Genomic DNA, 19,286 nt, shown 5'->3' on the forward strand with positions numbered 1-19,286 from the left:
CCGCCGGCGGGCGCAGTGCGGCGGTCGCTGCCGGCGGCTCCCGCCCCGCCGCCGGGGCTGAGGACGGAGGGGGCGGCGACGAAGGGACGGGGCCCGGGCATCCCCTCCGCCATGCCGAGCAGCGCGGTCACCAGCGACGTGTCCGTCGTGGCCCCGTGCTGGAAGTCCTCCCCCTCCTGCGCGATGGAGGCGGCGAGGGCGCGCAACTCGTCCGTGTTCGTGAGGTTCCCGTTGTGGGCGAGGGCGACGGTGCCGTCGGGCGTGGGGCCCAGCGTGGGCTGGGCGTTCTCCCACACGTCCGCGCCCGTCGTCGCGTAGCGCACGTGCCCGACCGCGATGTGCCCCCTCAGGCCCTGCAGGGACTGCTCGGAGAACACCTGGTTCACCAGTCCCTGGTCCTTGTAGACGAGGATCTTCGACCCGTCGGAGGCGGCGATCCCCGCGGACTGCTGGCCGCGGTGCTGCAGCGCGTACAAGGAGAAGTACGTGAGGCGGGAGACGTCCTCCCCCGGGGCCCACACCCCGAAAACGCCGCACTGGTCGTGGGGGCGGTCGTCCTCGAGGACCCCGCGGCCGGGAAGTGACTGGTCAATCTGCTGCGAGACTGGAAGCACACCCCAACTGTCGCACAGTTTCCCCGGTCACACGGTAACTGTCCGCGTGAGATTCGCCCCTCCTGCGCGCGCGGGCACGCGCGTACGCGGCCGGAACGGGGTCGGCGACGGCACCCCGTCCGCCTCCGCGCGCTCACGCCGCCCCGCGGGCGCCGACGAGGCGGGGGCCGGGCTCCCTGCCCGCTCGCCGGGGCCGGGCAGGCCGATAGTGCGACAATGGGAGGGCTATCGACTTAAGCGGCCGTGCAAGGAGGAACCCCTGTGGCCGATCCTACGCTCAGCGCCATTATGTGGGCGTTCGCGCTGCTCGTCACGGCGATCGCGCTCGTGGCGTTCGCGCGGGGCCTGGCGCACATGTGGCGCACCGTGGCCTCGGGCACGCCCGACCCCGGGCGCCTGCGCCCCGTCGGCCGGCGCCTCTGGGGCGTCGTCACCACCGCGCTGACCCACCGCGAGTTCAAGGGGCGCCCGTGGGTCAAAGCCGCCCACTGGCTTGTCATGATGTCCTTCCCCCTGCTGTTCCTCACCCTGGTCTCCGGGTACGCGCAGCTGCGCGACCAGACGTGGGCGCTGCCGCTCCTGGGGCACTTCATCCCCTGGGAATGGGTGACGGAGGCCTTCGCGTGGGCGGGGCTGGCCGGGATCGTCGTCCTCATGGCCGTGCGCCGCGCCGCGGGCAGCGGCTCGCCCGCCGAGGCCGCCCTGTCCAACGACGACCCCGACCGGGCGGCCTCCGCCGCGGCGGAGGCGATGGGCGTCGAGGACCCCGCGGTGCCCTCGCGCCTCGCAAGGCCCCATCCGCGGGACTCCTCCCCCCAGGGACTGGCCTCGCGCTTCCTGGGGTCCACGCGCTGGCAGGCCCTCTTCGTTGAGTGGGTCGTCCTCATCGTGTGCGCGTGCGTCGTCGCCCTGCGCGCCCTCGAGTCCGCCCTCCTCGGCGCCACGCCCGGCCTGGAGGGCCACGCGAGCGCCCTCCACTTCCCGCTCACCGCGTGGCTGGGCTCCCTCTTCGCGTCGGCCGCCTCGTCCTCGGCCCCCGCGCTGGCGAACGCGGTCGTCGTCGTCTCAGCCGTCAAGGTCATCACATCGATGACGTGGCTGATGGTCGTCGGAGTGCAAACCGGCATGGGCGTCGCCTGGCACCGCTTCGTCGCCGTCCTCAACCTCTACGCGCGCCGCAACGCCGATGGGACGAAGTCCCTGGGGCCCGCCGACCACATGCTCGTCGACGGCGTGCCCGCCACCTCCCCCGACGACTTCGACGAGCTCCCCGAGGACGCCGTCCTGGGGGTGGGCACCGTCGAGGACTTCTCGTGGAAGGCGCGCCTCGACCTCTACGCCTGCACCGAGTGCGGGAGGTGCCAGGAGCTGTGCCCGGCGTGGAACACCCAGAAGCCCCTGTCCCCCAAACTCCTCGTCATGGGTCTGCGCGACCACATGGAGTCCGCCTCCGCCAAGGAGATCGTCACCCGCTCCGACGGCGACGCGCAGTCCGGCGAAGACTCCGGTACCGGGGCCGGGCCGACCGGAGCCGGCGCAGCCGGGGAAGAGGACGCCGTCCTGCTCGACAAGGGAGTCGCCCCCTCCCCACACTCCTTCGACCTGGTCACCGCCCTGGCCGCGTCGGGCGCCACCGGCCCGGGCGGGGTCCTCGACGTCGCGGGCCCCCTGGTGCCCGGCGTGGTCTCCGAGGAGGTCCTGTGGGACTGCACGAACTGCGGCGCGTGCGTGGAGCAGTGCCCCGTTGACATCGAGCACATCGACCACATCCTGGACCTGCGCCGCCACCAGGTCCTCATGGAGTCCGCCTTCCCCCGCGAGCTGGCGCGCGCCTTCCGGGGCATGGAGTCCAAGGCGAACCCGTACAACCAGCCCGCACGCAAGCGCATGGACTGGGCGAAGGGCCTCGACTTCGAGGTCCCCGTCGTGGGCGAGGACGTGGAGGACGCCTCTGGCGTCGACTACCTGTTCTGGGTGGGCTGCGCGGGCGCCTACGACGACAAGGCGAAGGCGACGACCGCCGCCATCGCGGAACTGCTCCACACCGCGGGAGTGTCCTTCGCGGTCCTGGGATCGGGGGAGTCGTGCACGGGCGACCCCGCGCGGCGCGCCGGGAACGAGGTCCTCTTCCAGATGCTGGCCGCCCAGGCCATCGAGACCCTCACCGAGGCCTCGCCGAAGAGGATCGTCGTCTCCTGCGCCCACTGCTTCAACACGATAGCCGGGGAGTACCCGGAGCTCGGCGGCCGCTTCGAGGTCATCCACCACACGCAGCTGCTCAACCGCCTCGTGCGCGAGGGGCTGCTCACGCCCGTGGCCGCCAGCGGACCGGATGGCGCCCCCTTCGACGGCGCCGACGGGGCGGGGGCCGCGGGAACAGGGACCGCCGCCCCGGGCAGCGGCGCCCCCCTGCGCGTCACCTACCACGACGCGTGCTTCCTGGGGCGCCACAACCGCGTCTACTCGCCTCCCCGGGAGCTCGTAGCCGCCCTGCCGGGGGTGGAACTGGTCGAGATGCCGCGCAACAGGGACCGCGCGATGTGCTGCGGCGCCGGGGGCGCGCACGCGTGGTTCGAGGAGACGCGGGGCACGCGCATCGCCGACGCCCGGATCGCGGAGGCCGCGCAAACGGGCGCCGACGTGGTGGCGACGGCGTGCCCGTTCTGCTCGCAGATGCTGGGGTCGGCCTCCGGGTCCAGCGCGGGGCTCGTCCCGGGCGCATCCGACGGGCAGGGGGCTGCGGGCAGTGGACTGCCCCAGGTGCGCGACGTGGCCGTCATGCTGCTGGAGGCGGTACGCCGGGGCCAGGACGGGCGGGCCCCGGAGGGGGACTGACCGGAGCGGGTGCGGGCGCTGGACGCGCCCGGCGCACCCCCGGTCTGGGAGGGGGACCGGCCCCGCCTCAGTCCTGCGGCTCCTGGTCGTCGGCCTCTTGGATCTCCTCCAGGCCCACCAGGAACCCGTCCTCGTCGATGACGTTGCCTCCCGCCATCGTAGCGATGAGGCCCGCGGCGTTCTCGATGTCCGACGCCGAGCGGAGGCGTTCGCGGCGCGCCGAGCGCGACAGGGTGGCGTCGGGCGCGTCCAGCGACCCCCCGGGCAGCCATCGCACCTGGTACTCGATGATCGTCGAGGCGGTCCACGGCTCCCAGCGCAGGACGCGGGGCGGCGAGGGGACCGCGTGCACCTCGATCATCACTTCGGAGCGCCCCCCGATGGGGCCCACGAGCGCATAGCCCTCGACGACCTTCTGGGACTCCCCGGTGGCCGCGAGCTCCTGGCGCTCCCGCTCGATCCGCGCCGCGATGTCCTCGCGCATGGGCCCCAGGTCCTGGCGGAGCCGGGCGATCCTCTCCGCCTCGGCGTCCTCCATCTGCGGGGAGGGCCCGGCGGGCGAGAGGTCGCGGGCGTCGGCCAGGCCCGTGAAGCCGCCCCTGTCGCGCAGGGCGCTGAGCAGATCCTCCGGGGCGATCCACCTGGGCGAGTACACGGTGAGGTTGACCGCGGACTCCGCGTCGGGTTCCATGACGAATCCCGACGGGGCGAGGCGCAGCGCGCCCGCCAGCCGCCGCGCCATCCGCGCGAGCGCCTGGAGGATCCGGTACTCGAGGCCGGTCGGCAGGCCGTCGGGGAAGGCCCTGGCCCATTCCCCCATCGACTCCGAGACCTCCTCGGAACGGGTCCGCGGGCAGTCCAGCACCCACGCCTGCGTGAGGGCCTCGGGTGTCCCCAGGGCACGGCGCGCTGCGGCATCGACGCTCCACGCGCCGCGCAGGGTGGCCGAGGAGGACAAGCGCAGCTCGCCGGGGCCCACCCAGCCCGCGTCGTCCCACATGGACACCGCCAGGGCCTCCAATTCGGCGGGATCGACCTCGTCGGACAGGACCAGCACGTGCTTGTCGCGCACGCGTTCGACGTCGATGGCGGCAGCCGGGCCCTGCACGTCGAAGGAGACGGCTATCGGCGAGGCCGAGCCGGAGCGGGTGATCACGCCGGTGGAGTCGATCGTGAACGCCCCTTCCGTGGTGGTGAAGGTGGAGATCCCGAGCGCGGTCTTCGTCAGCGGGTTGTCCCCCGTTCCCGTGGGCAGGGCGTCCGCCAGGCTCGGTTGGGCGTCCGCGAGCCGTTCCTTCACGGAGCGCCTTTCCGGTGTCGCCTGCCCCGCGGGGGCAGGCCCCTCCCCTGCCCGGGCCACCATCCCCGGCAGGGCGACGCCTTGGATGACGCCCGAGGACCGGGGGCGCTGCGATCCAGATGCGGGAGTCCCCCCGGCGGGGGGAACGGGTTCCGGTTGGGGCACGGTCCCGGCCCCAGGGGCGCCCCGGCGGGCGGGGGCGGGAGAAGCGGGGACGGCGCGCTGCCGGCGCTCGGAGGGCGGGACGACGGGGGTAGAGCCCGGTTCCCGCTTCGGCCCGCGCTCGGGCGGAGGCACAACAGGAACAGAACGCGGATCGCGCTCCGCCTCCGGCCCGCGCTCGGGCGGCGGCGCAACGGGGCCAGAACGCGGCTTCCACTTGAGCGGCGCCGGGGAGGGCGGGGCAGCGCGCTGCCCGCGCCCCAACTCCGCCCCCCGCTCGGGCACCCGCTCGGACGAAGGCGGCTCGGAACGCCTCGACGGGGAGGGCGACCGCCTCGACGGCCTGGGCGGAACAGGAGCCGCAGCAGAGCGCGGATCGCGCTCAGACGGCGGGACGACCGGAACAGAACGCGGATCGCGCTCCGGCTCCGGCCCGCGCTCGGGCGGAGGGACAACGGGGGTAGAGCCCGGTTCCCGCTCCGGCCCGCGCTCAGACGGAGGCACAACGGAGCCAGAACGCGGCTTCCACTTGAGCGGCGCCGGGGAGGGCGGGGCAGCGCGCTGCCCGCGCCCCGGCTCCGCCCCCCGCTCGGACGAAGACGGCGAAGGCGGCTCGGAACGCCTCGACGGGGAGGGCGACCGCCTCAACGGCCTGGGCGGAACAGGAGCCGCAGCAGAGCGCGGCCCGCGCTCAGACGGCGGAACAACGGGAACAGAACGCGGATCGCGCTCCGGCTGCCGCGGCGCCGGGGAGATCGGGACAGCGCGCCGCCCGCGCTTGGTCGATGGCGCGACGGGGACAACGCGCCGCTGGCGTTCGGGCGGCGGACCAGCTGGCACAGCGCGCGACTCCGGTTCGCCAGCCCGCTCGGACGCCCGCTCAGGCGACGACGGCGACTGCGGGGCCCCAGAACGCCGCGACGGGGAGGGGGAGCGCCTCGGCGGCCTGGGCGGCCTGACTGGTTCGCGCAGCGCCACGGGATCGCTGACCGGCGCAGCAGGTTCCAGCACGGTCTTCGGCTCCCTGGTGGAACGGGGTTCCATCGGCGCCGGGGGCTCCTCCTTCCGAGTGCTGGGAGGAGTGAACGCATCCGGTCTGCGTTTCGGGCGGGGCGGCGGGGCCAGTGGCGTCATCTACCGGCCAATGCGCGTGGTCGTGAAACGCAGGTGGGTCCGCGAAGGCGTGGGTCCGCGCTGCCCCTGGTAGTGGGAGCCCAGCCCCTCACTGCCGTAGGGGACCTCCGCCGGGGACGACAAGTCGAAGAAGCACAACTGCCCGATCTTCATGCCCGGGTACAGCAGGATCGGCATCGTCGCCGTGTTCGAAAGCTCGAGGGTCACGTGCCCGGAGAACCCGGGGTCGATGAAGCCCGCGGTCGAGTGCGTGAGGAGGCCGAGGCGCCCCAGGGAGGACTTGCCCTCCAGCCGCGCCGCGATATCGGCGCCCAGGCTCACCAGCTCGTACGTGGCCCCGAGGACGAACTCGCCCGGGTGCAGCACGAAGGGCTTCTCAGGATCGACTTCCACGAGGCGGGTGAGGTCCGACTGGTCCTCACGCGGGTCGATCACCGCGTACCTGTGGTTGTCGAAAAGGCGGAACAACCGGTCCAGGCGCACATCGATGCTGGCCGGCTGGACCAGGCCGCGGTCAAGCGGATCCAAGCGGATCCGGCCGGAGTCGAGGCTCGCCTTGATGTCGCGGTCACTGAGCAGCATGCCACGATTGTCCCACATCAGGAACGATTGTGGTGGACCGGGTGCGATCGTGGCGGACTGGCGGAGGACGCCCCACGGCAGCACGAGCCGCCGCGAGCGCCTCACACCAGGGGACGGCCGAACGCGTCGAAAGCGTAGGAGCCCGAGCGGGTGACGATCAGGATCAGCTCTACGACCGCCCAGAGCCACACGAAGGGGGCCGCGAAGCCCAGCGTGCACACAGAGACCAGCAGCTGGACGAGTCCGCGGTTGGTGTGGCCCAGGTAGAAGTTGTGGAGGCCGAAGAGCCCGGCGAACAACGCCAGGATCACGACGATGAGCAACTGCCTGGGGGGCTGGTGGCACCCGCCCTGCCCGTACTCGAAGCGCCCGTACCCGTCCGGCTCCCCGTACTGGGGACTGGCGCACCAACCGGGCGCCCCGTACTGGGATTGGCCGTACCCGTCCGGCTGGCCGTACTGGGGGTTCGTGTACCAATCGGGCGCACCGTACCGGGATTGGCCGTACCCGTCCGGCTGGCCGTACTGCGGGCCTCCCCCGGCGGAGTAGGACCTCGACCAGTCGTGGTCCTGGGCGCGGGCGCCGGCGCCCCCGTCCGCCCCGCCGGGCTCCGAAGAGGACGGGTGCGCGGAATCGGAAGCGGGGCCCAGTGCGCGCGGGGCCGTCCCCGGGCCTTGGCGCCTGTCGATCGAACTCATGCTTCCTCCTCCTGGTGGCAACGACTGACGACGCCTCCAGCATACGCAGCGCGCGGAGAGGGAACGATCCAGGTTCCCCCCTCAAAAACCCTGATTACTCAGTAATATTCTGTGGGGGTCAGGACAACGGCACGCCTTTGGCGTCCGCGCGGTACATCCCGACGCGGGCGGCCACCATGATGACCGAGATCAACGCCCAGACGACCAGCAGCCCCAGGGCCCAGCAGCCCACGTGGAACAGCCGGTACGCCCCCTCCAGCGCCCGCACCTGGTCCAGAGTCGGGAGTTTGGCGTTGTAAGGGCCGAAACTGGGATCCGCGATGATCATGCCGACCATCACGATGGATGCGACGATCATACCGATCCCCGCGATGTTGAGCACCAGTTTGCCGAAGGCGGTCTTCTTGAAACCCATGTAGAAGTCGCCCGCGCCGACACCACTGAGGAACAGGTGCAGCAGCAGCGCGGAGGCATAGGACTTCGCCGGTGCCGGAGCACGGTACCCCTGCCCGGCGGCGCGGTACTGCGCATCCGGCTCCGTGCAGGGGTCCGCCGCCCCTGCCTGCGGGGACGCGTAGGGGTCCGTCGCCCCTCCCTGCGGGGACATGTAGGGCACCGCGTAGGGATTCATCGTCCCTCCCTGCGGGGGCGCGCCGGGCCCACCGGCCGACGAGGAGGACCCCCCGTCGGGCGCGTAGGGCTCCACCACCGGCGGATCCGAAGGGGAGGCGGGCGCTTGCGGATCGGGGGTCGTCATCGTTCAGTCTCCTCGCACAGCGTGTTGACGGCGCCACGGGCACCCGCGGCTCCATACAGTGTCCCGCCCACAATACGGCCCCGCACCCGGTCCGCGCTCGGCGCGCCCACAACGCGGCGGCGGCCCCTGTCCTGCGCGCGACGGCAACCGCGCCCGCCGATACGCTGGGGCGGATGATCCGCACCCCCGAACCCGCAGAAGCAGCCGCCCTGTTGGACGCCCTCACCTCGTGGTACGACCACAACGGGCGCGACGTGCCGATGCGCGCCGACGGCGTTACCCCGTGGGGAACGCTCGTGTTCGAGGTCATGAGCCAGCAGACCCCCCTGGTCCGCGTCGCCCCGGTCTGGCTGAGGTGGATGCGTTTGTGGCCCGCCCCCGCGGACCTCGCCGATGCGCCCACCGCCGACGTCCTGGTCGAATGGTCGACCCTGGGCTACCCCTCCCGGGCGCTGCGCCTCCAGCAGTGCGCCACCCGCATCCGGGACGCCCACGGCGGAGCGGTTCCCACCGATCACGCCCAGCTGCTCGACCTGCCCGGCGTGGGCGGGTACACGGCGGCGGCGCTCGCCTCGTTCCAGTTCCACCAGCGGATCGCGGTGCTGGACGTCAATATCCGCCGCGTCGCCTCGCGGGTCTTCGACGGGATCGAACTGCCCGCGTCCTCCGCCCCGACGAAAGCAGAACGGGAGCGCGCCGAGGCGGTCCTGCCCGAGGACGGCCACGAATGCGCCGCGTGGAACCTGGCGCTCATGGAGTTCGGGGCGCTCGTGTGCACGCAGCGCTCGCCCGACTGCCCCGCGTGCCCCATCCGCGAGCGGTGCCGGTGGGCCGGGCGCGGCTACCCGCGCGCCGCCAAACGCCCGAGGACCCAGCAGTGGCGGGGAACGGACCGGCAAGCCCGGGGGCGCGTCCTGGCGGCGCTGCGCGCTGCCCACTCCACCGCGCCCCGGGGACGCGCGGGCATATCCCGCGCCGAAGCGCTCAGGGCCGCCACCCTGCCCGGTGCCGAGGAGGGCCAGGCCCAGCGCGCCCTCGCCTCGCTCATCGCCGACCGGCTGGTCGCCTACGACGAGGCGTCCTCACGGATCACCCTCCCCTGATCCGGGCGCCCCGCCGCGCGGGCTTGGCCGTGTGGACTGATTCCGGTTCCTTGTGTGCGTGGTTGGGGAGGTGTCCGCCGCCGCCACGTGGACGGGCGTGCCCAGTTCCTTGTGTGCGTGGTTGGGGGGGAGGAGGGGCTGCGTGTGCGGTTCGTTGTCGGTGTTTTGCGCGGCTTCATGCACCATGCTGCGGGATTCGCCCGCTGTTGCGCCACTTAGCACGCACCGGGACCGGGGGAATCCGCCCCCCGGGCACCAGTTAGCCCGCCGTTGCACCACTTAGGTCCAAGCGGCCCCTGGTCCTCCCGGCGTGTCGGCGGCCTAAGTGGTGCGGGCAATGCCTAAGTGGCGCAGACGAAGGCTCAGGGCGTATTGCGCAAGCTGTTCGAGCCGGTGGTCGATGCCGGGCTGCGCGGGTGGTGGCCTGGTGCCGGGCAGCGAGTGCGCCCGCGGCGGGCGGTGGGAACCCGGTGGCGCTTGGGCTGATGGTTGGAACAGCGTTCGGCGGTGCTGCGGTCGCGATCAGCGGTGGGGTGAGGGCGAGCGGGCGCGCCGACAGGGCCTTCGGCCCGACGACTGGCCCTGGCTGGCTTCGGCGGGGATCGTGGCCCTGCCACGGCGGTCGTGCAGCCGGGCGCAGTCGACCCCGCCGACAGTTGGCCTTGTCGGGGGCGTCCTCACGGATCACGCTCCCCTGATCCGGGCGCCCCGCCGCGGCCTAGTACCGGATCGCGTCGATGGGCTTGACGCGCACCGCGGCGAAAGCGGGGATGATCCCGCACAGGGCGCCGATCCCCGTCGAGATCGCGAGGCCGTCGCAAGCGGCGCCCAGGGGGAACGCCGGCTTGTCCTGCAAGATGATGCCCATCGACTCCAACGGGAGGAACCGCACCACCAGGATCGCGACCGCCACGCCGAGCACGCCCGCTAAGAACGTCGCGACCACCGACTCCATGAACACGGCGAAGAACACACGGCCGGCCGACGCCCCCAGGGCGCGGCGGATGCCTATCTCGCGGACCCGCTGGCGCACCGTCACGATCGCGACGTTGAGCAGCCCCAGCGCCCCCAGGAAGACCACGATCCCCCCGATCACCATGATCACCGTCCGGATCTGCCCCAGGGAACCGCTGTCCATGCCGTCCCGGTCCCCTCCGGAGGCGGTGCCCTCCCAGCCCGGGCCGAGCACCGACGCGAGCGCCCGCGGAACGATCTGGCGCGCCTCGTCGACCTGGTCGGGGCCCACCCACACCAGCATCTCCACCGAGGAGCGGTCCGGCTCGTCGGACCGGCCGGACGAGGCCGAGGCGCGCACATTCGCCCACGCCGAGTAGGCGGCGTACATGACGGGCGGCTCGTAGGGGGTCTTGGCAGACACGACCCCGACGACGCGGAACTGGGCGTCGGAGTCGGAGGAGTGCAGGACGATGGGCCGCTCGTCGATGGGGGCGCGGCCCAAGCAGTCCCACATCGTCGCGTTGATGACGACGGGTGTCAGGCGCTGGTCGGCGTCCGCGTCCTCGACCCACCTGCCCCGCAGGGGCTTGATCCGATAGATGATGTCGTAGGCCGGGTCCACGGCCCGGACCAGCGGGTCCTGCCATCCGAGCTCCGGCTCGACCACGGGGTGCCCCCGGAACTCACCGGTCTGACGGGACTGCCAGATCTCGTCGAGGGTGACGCCCCCGTTCTCCACCCGGGCCCAGTAGGGGATGGACAGACGGTCGGCCACGGTCGCCATGGCGTCCCCCACCGGGTCCGGGACCGCTGTCGGGGACTGGCCGTCCTCCGCCGCCGGGTCGGTGTCCGACGAGGACGGGGCCGGGGCGGGCGTTGCCGGGGAGTCCCCGGCGTCCGTACCCGATTTCGAGGCGGTGACGTGGAGGGTCGTGGCGCGCCCGTCCATGGCCTCGGTCATCTCCTTGCTCGACTGGACGATGAGGTCGCCCAGGGCGATGACCGTGGACATGGCGGCGACGGCGGCGACGACGCCCACCAGGGACAGGACGACGCGGGCCCGCTGGACCTTGACCTCGCTCCACGCCTCCACGAGGGCGCCGAACAACTGGTGCAGTGCCCTCATTGCTCCTCCTCCGCCCAGTCGCGCCCATCCGCCCCATCGCCCCGGGCCCCGGGGGCCTCCGTCCTGGAGGTTCCCGCCCCGTCGGGGCCGTCGTCGGGGGGCGGTGGCGGCTCCTGCGGGGAGCCCCCCACGAAGTCGGCCGCGGAGCCCAGGCGGTGGAGGACCCCGTCGAAGAGTTCGAACACCCTGTGCGAGCGCGCGGCGATCGCCATGTCGTGGGTGATGGTGATAAGCGCCGAGTCGTTCTCCTCCGCGACGCTCTCCAGCAGGTCCATGACCGCTCCCCCCGTGTGCGGGTCGAGCGCCCCGGTCGGCTCGTCGGCCAGGATCGTCTTCGGTCTGCGCACCAGGGCGCGGGCTATCGCGATGCGCTGCTGCTCGCCGCCCGACATCTGGGAGGGGTAGGAGTCGGCCCGGTCCCCCAGGCCGACGCGCTCGAGCATCTCGGTCGCCAGGCGGCGCCTGCGCCAGAAACCGGGGCCGGCCTCGTAGAGCAGGGGGACCTCGACGTTCTCCACCGCCGTGCGCGCCGCGAATATGTTGAACTGCTGGAACACGAAGCCGAAGGAGGCCCCGCGCATCCGGGCCCGGCGCCCCTCGCGCAGGCCCACGGCGTCCACCCCGTCGACGCGGTAGGTCCCCGAAGTCGGCCGGTCCAGCATCCCCACGATGTTGAGCAGGGTCGACTTGCCCGTGCCCGAGCGCCCCACGATGGCGACGCGCTCGCCCGCCTCGACGTCCAGCGTCACGCCGCGCAGGATGCGCAAGTCCTCCCCGTCGGGCAGGGACACGGTGCGGGTCACGTCCCGCAGCTCGACGAGCGCCATATCAGTCCCGGCCCCCGGAGTCGCCCGCTCCCTGGCCGCCGGTGAAGCCGTTGCCGTGATCGCCGCCCGGGCCCGGTTCCCAGCCGCCCCGCTCCGCGTCCTCCTTGCGGGCGCTGGGCGTGAACTCGAGGATCTCCTCGCCCTCGCTGAGACCGGATTTCACCTCGATGACGCGCCCATCGGTGAGGCCGAGTTCGACCTGGGCCTTGGTCTGGGTGCCGTCGTCGGAGGGCAGGTACACCGTCCCCTGCTGGTAGCGGCCCTCGACGGCCGACACGGGGACCACGAGGACGTCGGTGGCCTCGCCGGCCGTCACGTCCATCGTCACCTTCAGACCGGCGAACACCTTCTGGTTGGAGGGGATCGCGCACTTCGCCCTCACGCCGCCCGGCGTGGCCGACGAGGAGGGGTCCTGCTCCTTCTGGGGGCCCTGGGGCGACTGGGGCGCGCCGATCGCCAAGCCCGAGCACTCGAAGGGGGCGGGCCCGTTCTTCACGGCGATGGTGGCCGTGGAAGGGGGATCCTGGAGGCGGTAGAGCTGCTCGGCGTCCAGGGACGCCACTGCGGAGAAGGTGCCGGGGGACACCGTGCCCACGGTGTCGCCGACCGCGAAGGACTGGCCCACCAGCGCGCTCATGCGCAGCGTGCCGGAAACAGGGGCCCGGACGACCGCCGACTTGAACGACGGCTTGCCCGGCTGGGTCGTCGTGTTCCCCTCCGGATCCGTCGTCTGCGTGTCCTCGCCGGGCACCTCCTTGCGGACCTCCAGGAGGGGGTCGCCCTCGTCCACTGCGGCGCCGTCGTCGGCGAGGACCCTGAAGACCTGCCCGTCCAGCGTGGCGCGCACCTGGGTGGCCTCATCGGCCTCGATGGTGCCCGTGAGCGTCACCGTGTTCTTCACGGACCCCTTGGCCACGACCGTTGTGATCTGCCCGTAGGCGCCCGAGGGGTCCAACGACTGGGCCTCCTCCGCCGACGAGCCGGGGAAGAACGCGAACTTCACCAGCGCGACCGCGATCACGGCCCATATGAGCACCTTCACGACGTCCAGCACCCTCATGGCGCGGCTCCTAGCAGCCACAATGCCTCCCGCACGGATCATTGCCTCGGAACAGTACCGACAGTCTAGGGCCAAGGCCGCGTTCCGCGGTACCCGCTGTCCACCGGGGCAGGAGCCACCGGGGCTTCGTCGTGGAAACCACTGGTTCGGCTACGCCGCCCAAACGCGCAACGACCTGGTACCGTGTCAGCACTTCTTCGGATGCCGCAACCCCATATTGAGCTCATCATGACTCTTGAGGCTCTCGTCGATTCTGTCCAAGTAACCGGCATCGACCACGCCGAGCCCCTCGGCCAGCATCGAGAGAACTACGCACACCTCGTACACGGATTGAGGCGCGTAGGCTCCCCTGTTCTGTTGCATCCGCCTTCTAATGTTCGGCGCCATCCCTGGGGAATTCGTCACGATGTGATTCCAGAGGCGCGCGTGGTGCGCGATCCTGTTGCGCAGATAGACCAACGATCGCACTTGACTGTCGAAGTACCGTCGTTTTACCCCGACGCTTTCGGCGACCGCGTTGAGCACACCGCTTTCCCCCGACGCGGCGAGGCACCTTGACAGGGTCCCGAACGACAACACGCAAACCGCAACCCACACAGGCAGCCTGTCATAAGCGTCGGCCGACGGAACCCCGCCTGGAATTTTATCACGGTAATGCTCGATAAATGGCTCTTTGCTCCGGTCCAAATCCCTGCAAACGAAAAAATCCACGGGTGGCGTCTCAGGATTGGAAGGCAGGGTGAATCCTTGTCCGCGCGCTAGACCACCTTCCTCGGCCACTTCGCGCCCGTACGCATGGGCGAACCGTGTGGCCAACGCGACCTCAACCTTGCGCAGCGTTCCCGCCAGCCCATCGGCAAGCCGCCGTTCAGTGAGGTAGAGCTCCCGCACCTGGTTGAAAGTCGCCCCGTTTTTGAAGGTGTTGCCCTGATGAGCAGGATCCTTCTGCCAATACCTGAAGTAACCGGACAACCTGTAGTAGCCCACGTTCTGGAGGAAACGGATGCACTCCTCGTCATCCTCAACTTCGAGTCCCCGCTCCCTGAGCAGGTCTATCTGTTGATCGAAATCGAGCCAGTCCTTTCCCGAAGCTCCCACGATCCGCCCTTCCGACAACATAGGCCCCGACCATTTGGGCATGGAACAGAGGCCTGGCCGGGGCTCGATTGGTTCGATTTTACACGTCGCACCTCCACCTCGGATAGGGCATGTGGCGCAAAGCATACGAGCGCCGCAGTCCTCGCGGACGCGCCTTGAGCCCCCGCCCACCGGAGCGCATAGTGGAAGCACCCCCCGCAGACCCGGGACCATCCACCGGGCCCAGCCCCGGCCCCGGACCCTACACGAGGAGCACCATGATCCGCCGCGCCACCCCAGACGACGCGAACGCCCTGTCAGCCCTGGCCTCGCGGGCGTTCAGCGAGACCTTCGGCCACCTCTACAGGGAAGACGACTTGAGCGCCTTCCTGCACGAGGCGTACGCGCCGGACGTGCTCCGAGCGGAGCTGGCCGACCCCGACCGGGCGACTTGGCTGCTCTTCCCCGGCTCCGCGCCCAGCGGCCCCGACGGTCCCTGCGGTCCGGACGACGCCGACTGCCCGGAGGGGGCGGGGCAGGCGCCTGTGGGGTACGCGAGCGCGCGCCCCGCGGCCCTGCCCCACGCCGCCGTCCGCCCCGGCGACGGCGAGGTCCAGCGGCTCTACGTGCTGTCCGGGCACCAGGGCAACGGGAGGGGGAGCGCCCTGCTGGCCACCGCACTGCACTGGCTGGAGCGCGAGGGCCCACGCCCGGTGTGGCTGGGCGTGTGGAGCGGGAACCCCGGCGCCCAGCGCCTCTACGAGCGCCACGGGTTCTCCCGCGTCGGCGAGTACGCGTTCATGGTCGGCTCCCACGCGGACCACGAGCTCATATACCGCAGGCCCCCGCTGTGAGCGGAACTGCGCCGCGCAGACCACTTGACGCCCCCGTCGGGGCCACACAACAATGAAAGAACCGCTTCGGGTCGCGCCCACCGCGTGGATCGGGACCGGGCACCAGTCGCCGTCACCAAGGAGGGGCCATGCCGGACAGCGCCGCGGACCACAGCGATCCCGATTCCCTGTTCGCCAGCGGCCAGGAGGAACTCGACCAGGGGCGCCTTGCTGAGGCCGAAACACTGCTGCGCCAGAGCCTCGCCCTCTACGAGGCCCGCGAGGGGACGGAACTGGAGCAGGCCCGGTGCCTGTACTCGATGGCCACCGCCATCTACTACCTGGGGAGGCTGGGCGAGGCCGAGTTCCACTACCGCCGCGCGCTCGGCCTCTACGCGTCCTTCGAGGGGGCCGAGGGGCTCCAGGCGGACTGCCTCAAACGCATCGGAACGATCGCCCAGTCCCTGGGTAACCACTCGCAGGCGGAGGAGCTGTACCAGCAGGCGCTCGAGTACTACCGCCAGTACCGGGGGACCGAGTACATCCAGGCGACGTGCCTGTACCGCAGGGCCTGCGCGCTCGCACGGATCGGGCGCCCCGCCGAGGCGGAGGGGCTGCACCGCGAGGCGCTGGCCATCTACACCCGCTTCGAGGGCACGGAGCACGCCCAGGCCGAGTGCCTCAACGACTTGGCGAACACGGTCGCGTCCGTGGGCCGCCTCGACGAGGCGGAGGACATGTACCGCCAGGCGCTGCGGCTGTACGCGAACCTGGACGACACCGCCCAGCGCGACAAGGCCGACTGCCTCTACAACCTCGCCCACCTGGTCGGAGCGAAGGGCCGCTGCGCCGAGGCCGCGGCCTTCTACCGGGAGGCGCTCGCCCTGTACGAGGGTGTCGGCGGCACCGAGCAGGACCGCGCCGACTGCCTGCGGGGCCTGGGGGACGCGCACCGGAACCTGGACCGCTCCAAGGCGGAGGACTTCTACCGCCGGGCGCTGCCCCTCTACCAGGGGATCGAGGGCACGGCGCGCAACCAGGCCCGCTGCCTCAACAACCTGGCCCTGGTGCTGGTCGACGGCGGTCGGGCGGACGAGGCGGTGGACCTGTACCGGCAGGCGCTCCCGCTCTACACGCTGCCCGACCAACTGGGCCTGCCCGACGCCGAGCTGAGAAGGGCGTACTGCCTGTACAACCTGGCGCTGGCCACCAAGGAGCTCGGCAGGCTGTCGGAGGCGGAGGACTTCTTCCGCCAGGTGCTCGACCTCTACGGGGGCCTCGGCGTGGGCGACCGCGACCGGGCCGAGTGCCTTTTCGACCTGGCGGACGCTCTGCGCGCGATGAACCGTTTCGTCGAGGCGGAGGACTGCTTCCGGCAGGCGCTCGGCATGTTCGAGGGCATTGAGGGCGCGCAGCGGGAGCGGGCGAACTGCCTGAGCTCCCTGGGGCTCACCTACACGAACCTGGGCCGCCCGTCGCGTGCGGAGGCGATGTTCCACAAGGCGCTCGGCCTGTACTCGGCCATTGGCGGCGCCGAACGGGACAGCGCGAGCTGCTGCTTCGGCCTGGGGCTCGCGCTGCGCGCCATGGGGCGCCTGGCGGAGTCCGAGCGGAGCTACCGCCGCGCGATCGGCCTGTTCTCCGCGGTCCCGGGCACCGAAGAGGTCCGCGCCAGTTGCATGGGGCACTTGGCCGGAGTCGTGGAGGCGCAGGGCCGCGCGGCCGAGGCCGAGGAGCTGCGCCGCCAGGCCAGGAGCATGTGAGGCCGGCCGGGGTGGCAGCGGCGCGGTCCACGGCGCTCGCGCACCGCTCGGACCGGCTCCGCGCCGTTCGAGCCCGCGGAGCGGTCGCTCCACCGCGGGCGCCCTCAGCGGCGCGCGGGGCCATCGGTCCGCCGCGGGCGCCTTGAGCGGCATGCGGGGGCGCGAATCGCCGCCCGTCCCACCCACCGGAGCGCGCCTCAACCCGGGTGGTGGGGATCCGCGAAAGGATCCCAATGCGGATCCGTCCTCACTTCCAGTTCCGCCGCACGGGCAGCTTCCGCTGCCGCGTCCGGCCCGCTGAAGTGGGCGATGAGCGCGTGGGCCATGTCCATTCCCGCGGCGACGCCCGACGAGGTCCACCGGTCGCGGTCGTGCACCCACCTGGCCCGCGGCACCCACTCCACGTCGCGGCCGAACCCGGACGCCCAGGCGAAGGACCTCTTGTTCGACGTAGCGCGGTACCCCTCGAGGAGCCCCGCCGCGGCGAGGACCGCGGATCCCGTGCACACGGAGGCGACGACGGGCGCCCTGGCAGCCCAGGGGGCGAACACGTCGAGGAAGGCGCGGTCGCCCACGAGCCGCCGCGTCCCCGGGCCCCCTGGGACCACAACGATATCGGCCGCCCCCTCCAGGGGGAGGGGCGCGAGGACCCGCGCGCCCTGGCCCGAGCGCACTGCCCCCGGCTCGTCGGCGTGGTAGGTGATCTCGTAGTCGGAGAGGAGGAAGCTGAGCAACTCCACCGGTCCGAACACGTCCAACAACTCGAAGCCCTCGAAGAGGACGACTGCCACAGTCCACCGCGCCCCAGCCACGCGCCCTCCCCTCGGCACTATCGGTCCTACGCTTCCAGCCCCGGCCGTCCCCTCCCGGCGCGCAGCGGACAGGGCCCGCAGCGCCCGGGCGCTCCACACGCGATCACAGGGCGGCTCCGCGCCGCCGCGGCCCTTGGGCGGCACCCGGACGCGCTTGACGACGACTCCGGGGACGCGCCCGTCGGCGGCACCCGGGATACGGAGAACCCCGGCAACGCGCTGTCGCGGTGCCGGGGCCCGTCCCGGAGCGGGCGACGGGAATCGAACCCGCCTCTGAAGCTTGGGAAGCTTCCATTCTACCGATGAACTACGCCCGCGGGTGTCCCCCCTTTTGAGGAAGACTCAATGATTATAGCGGGAACTGGAGCCCGCGTCCACCCCTGCCCGAATAGTGCGCCCGCGCGCCCGGTGGCGCCCCGCGCGCCGGACGGAGCCGCGGGGGACGTATCCTGGGGCGATGAATCCGCGCCCAGTCGTCGCCGCCGCCATCGTCGATTCCCTTCGCGCCCCCACCAGGCTCCTGTGCGCCGCGCGCGCCTACCCGCCGCAGCTTCGCGGCCGCTACGAGCTCCCCGGCGGCAAGCTCGAGCACGGCGAGGCGCCCCTGGAGGGCCTCGCCCGCGAGATCCGCGAGGAGCTGTCGACCGCGATCAGGGTCGGGGAGCAGGTGCGGGCGCCCTCGCCCGGTGCCGGGGACGCCCGCCGAGTCGGCGCTGACGGGGCCGGAGACGGCCCCTCCGCCGGAGCCGACAGCGCCGCCTCCCCCGGGCCGTCGTGGTGGCCGATCCTGCAGGGCAGGGTGATGGGCGTGTGGCTGGCGGAGGTGGCGCCCGGCTCGCCCGCCCCCACGGCCGGCGGGTCCCACTGCTCCCTGGAGTGGGTTCCGCTGGACCGGGTCGAGGCCCTGGACTGGATCGGCCACGACTTGGACGTGGTGCGCGCCGTGGTGGGGGCGTGCGGGGAGGCACCTTTGGCGACGGACGGACCCGGTCTGTCAGAATAACGGCATGCCAAAGATCATCGGTACCACCTTGGCCGACCACCGGGAGCTGACCCGGAGGCGGCTCTTCAACGCCCTCGGCGCACTGCTGGCCGAGGAGCCCTTCGACGCGATCACCATGTCACGGATCGCCCAGAAGGCGGGGGTGGGCCGCACGGCGGTGTACAACCACTTCGCCGACAAGGAAGTGCTGCTGCTGGCCTACATGCGCCAGGTGACCACCGGGTTCACGGAGGTCCTCCGCCGCCGCCTCGACGAGGAGCCCGATCCGGTCCGGCGCCTGCGCGTCTACCTGCGGGCCCACATGGAGATGACGGACCGCTACCACCTGATGAGCGGGGTCGCCCTGCGCAAGCACATGTCGCAGGAGAACTCCTCGCACCTGCGCGACCACGCGGGCGTCGTGGGCGGGGTGCTGCTGTCGATCCTGGACGACGCCGTGGCCGAGGGGGCGATCCCCGCGCAGAACACCCTGGGCCTGGTCCACCTCATCCACTCCGCGATGGCGGGCCAGCGCCTGCCCCGGGACCCGCAGGAGCGGGGGGCGGCGCTGCGCATGACGGAGGCTTTCATCCTGCGGGCCGTCGGCGTGCCCGAGAAGAAGGTGGCAGAGGTAACGAGCGAGGGACCAAGGTCCCTGGAATAG

16 protein-coding genes and 1 tRNA gene are annotated in these 19,286 nt (G+C 72.0%); 6 read left to right on the forward strand and 11 right to left on the reverse strand.

The features are described from left to right. The coding region (locus BH719_RS05585) for a class II glutamine amidotransferase (protein WP_009743828.1) at positions 1–614 on the reverse strand (614 nt) is incomplete at its 3' end. A gap of 261 nt (positions 615–875) precedes the next feature. Here BH719_RS05585 and BH719_RS05590 point away from each other — a divergent pair. Continuing rightward, positions 876–3,449, forward strand: coding sequence for a (Fe-S)-binding protein (locus tag BH719_RS05590; RefSeq protein ID WP_009743829.1), 2,574 nt, complete (start codon positions 876–878; stop codon positions 3,447–3,449). A gap of 67 nt (positions 3,450–3,516) precedes the next feature. On the opposite strand, the gene BH719_RS05595 is transcribed toward BH719_RS05590, so the two are convergent. From BH719_RS05595 to BH719_RS05610, 4 genes are all read right to left on the reverse strand, one after another. Further along, on the reverse strand, positions 3,517–4,749 hold the full coding sequence (locus tag BH719_RS05595; RefSeq protein ID WP_245683263.1) for a hypothetical protein: 1,233 nt from the start codon (positions 4,747–4,749) through the stop codon (positions 3,517–3,519). A gap of 1,296 nt (positions 4,750–6,045) precedes the next feature. Next, positions 6,046–6,627: a dCTP deaminase gene (gene dcd, locus BH719_RS05600; RefSeq protein ID WP_021614142.1), complete on the reverse strand. Its 582-nt coding sequence runs from the start codon at positions 6,625–6,627 to the stop codon at positions 6,046–6,048. Positions 6,628–6,728: 101 nt separating this feature from the next. Continuing rightward, positions 6,729–7,325, reverse strand: coding sequence for a TM2 domain-containing protein (locus BH719_RS05605; RefSeq protein ID WP_009743833.1), 597 nt, complete (start codon positions 7,323–7,325; stop codon positions 6,729–6,731). Positions 7,326–7,443: 118 nt separating this feature from the next. Next, positions 7,444–8,082 carry a TM2 domain-containing protein gene (locus tag BH719_RS05610; protein WP_034255287.1) on the reverse strand — a complete coding sequence of 213 codons (639 nt, stop codon included), beginning with the start codon at positions 8,080–8,082 and terminating at the stop codon, positions 7,444–7,446. Between the two features lie 173 nt (positions 8,083–8,255). Here BH719_RS05610 and BH719_RS05615 point away from each other — a divergent pair, with 173 nt between their 5' ends. Next, positions 8,256–9,185 (forward strand): HhH-GPD family protein, encoded by a 930-nt coding sequence (locus BH719_RS05615; RefSeq protein WP_009743835.1) that lies wholly within the window; start codon positions 8,256–8,258, stop codon positions 9,183–9,185. A gap of 718 nt (positions 9,186–9,903) precedes the next feature. Here the strand turns inward: BH719_RS05615 and BH719_RS05620 are convergent. From BH719_RS05620 to BH719_RS05635, 4 genes are all read right to left on the reverse strand, one after another. Continuing rightward, on the reverse strand, positions 9,904–11,268 hold the full coding sequence (locus BH719_RS05620) for an ABC transporter permease (protein ID WP_009743836.1): 1,365 nt from the start codon (positions 11,266–11,268) through the stop codon (positions 9,904–9,906). After that, complete coding sequence (locus BH719_RS05625) at positions 11,265–12,095, reverse strand: ABC transporter ATP-binding protein (protein ID WP_009743837.1); 831 nt, start codon at positions 12,093–12,095, stop codon at positions 11,265–11,267. The genes BH719_RS05620 and BH719_RS05625 overlap by 4 nt, the downstream gene beginning before the upstream one ends. Before the next feature lies 1 nt (position 12,096). Then, positions 12,097–13,155: an efflux RND transporter periplasmic adaptor subunit gene (locus BH719_RS05630; RefSeq protein ID WP_009743838.1), complete on the reverse strand. Its 1,059-nt coding sequence runs from the start codon at positions 13,153–13,155 to the stop codon at positions 12,097–12,099. 186 nt (positions 13,156–13,341) lie between these two features. Then, positions 13,342–14,274, reverse strand: a complete 933-nt coding sequence (locus tag BH719_RS05635; RefSeq protein WP_009743839.1) for an Abi family protein — start codon at positions 14,272–14,274, stop codon at positions 13,342–13,344. Positions 14,275–14,510: 236 nt separating this feature from the next. Between BH719_RS05635 and BH719_RS05640 the strand changes: the two genes are divergently transcribed. Together BH719_RS05640 and BH719_RS05645 are read left to right on the forward strand one after the other, a co-directional pair. Next, positions 14,511–15,086 (forward strand): GNAT family N-acetyltransferase, encoded by a 576-nt coding sequence (locus tag BH719_RS05640; RefSeq protein ID WP_009743840.1) that lies wholly within the window; start codon positions 14,511–14,513, stop codon positions 15,084–15,086. 128 nt (positions 15,087–15,214) lie between these two features. Beyond that, the gene (locus tag BH719_RS05645) at positions 15,215–16,828 is read left to right on the forward strand and encodes a tetratricopeptide repeat protein (protein WP_009743841.1); all 1,614 of its coding nucleotides are present in this window, start codon (positions 15,215–15,217) and stop codon (positions 16,826–16,828) included. A 197-nt stretch (positions 16,829–17,025) separates the two neighbouring features. Here the strand turns inward: BH719_RS05645 and BH719_RS05650 are convergent, their stop codons facing one another. Then, a complete protein-coding gene (locus BH719_RS05650) occupies positions 17,026–17,619 on the reverse strand; it encodes a DJ-1/PfpI family protein (protein WP_216818688.1) in 594 nt (197 codons plus the stop codon). A gap of 267 nt (positions 17,620–17,886) precedes the next feature. Beyond that, positions 17,887–17,957, reverse strand: a tRNA-Gly gene (locus tag BH719_RS05655). Positions 17,958–18,097: 140 nt separating this feature from the next. Here BH719_RS05655 and BH719_RS05660 point away from each other — a divergent pair. Continuing rightward, entirely contained in the window at positions 18,098–18,643 is a 546-nt protein-coding gene (locus BH719_RS05660) for an NUDIX domain-containing protein (RefSeq protein WP_009743843.1), read from the forward strand. 4 nt (positions 18,644–18,647) lie between these two features. Continuing rightward, on the forward strand, positions 18,648–19,286 hold the full coding sequence (locus tag BH719_RS05665; RefSeq protein WP_009743844.1) for a TetR/AcrR family transcriptional regulator: 639 nt from the start codon (positions 18,648–18,650) through the stop codon (positions 19,284–19,286).

It is taken from the genome of Pauljensenia hongkongensis (assembly GCF_001746855.1).
Lineage (GTDB): Bacteria > Actinomycetota > Actinomycetes > Actinomycetales > Actinomycetaceae > Pauljensenia > Pauljensenia hongkongensis.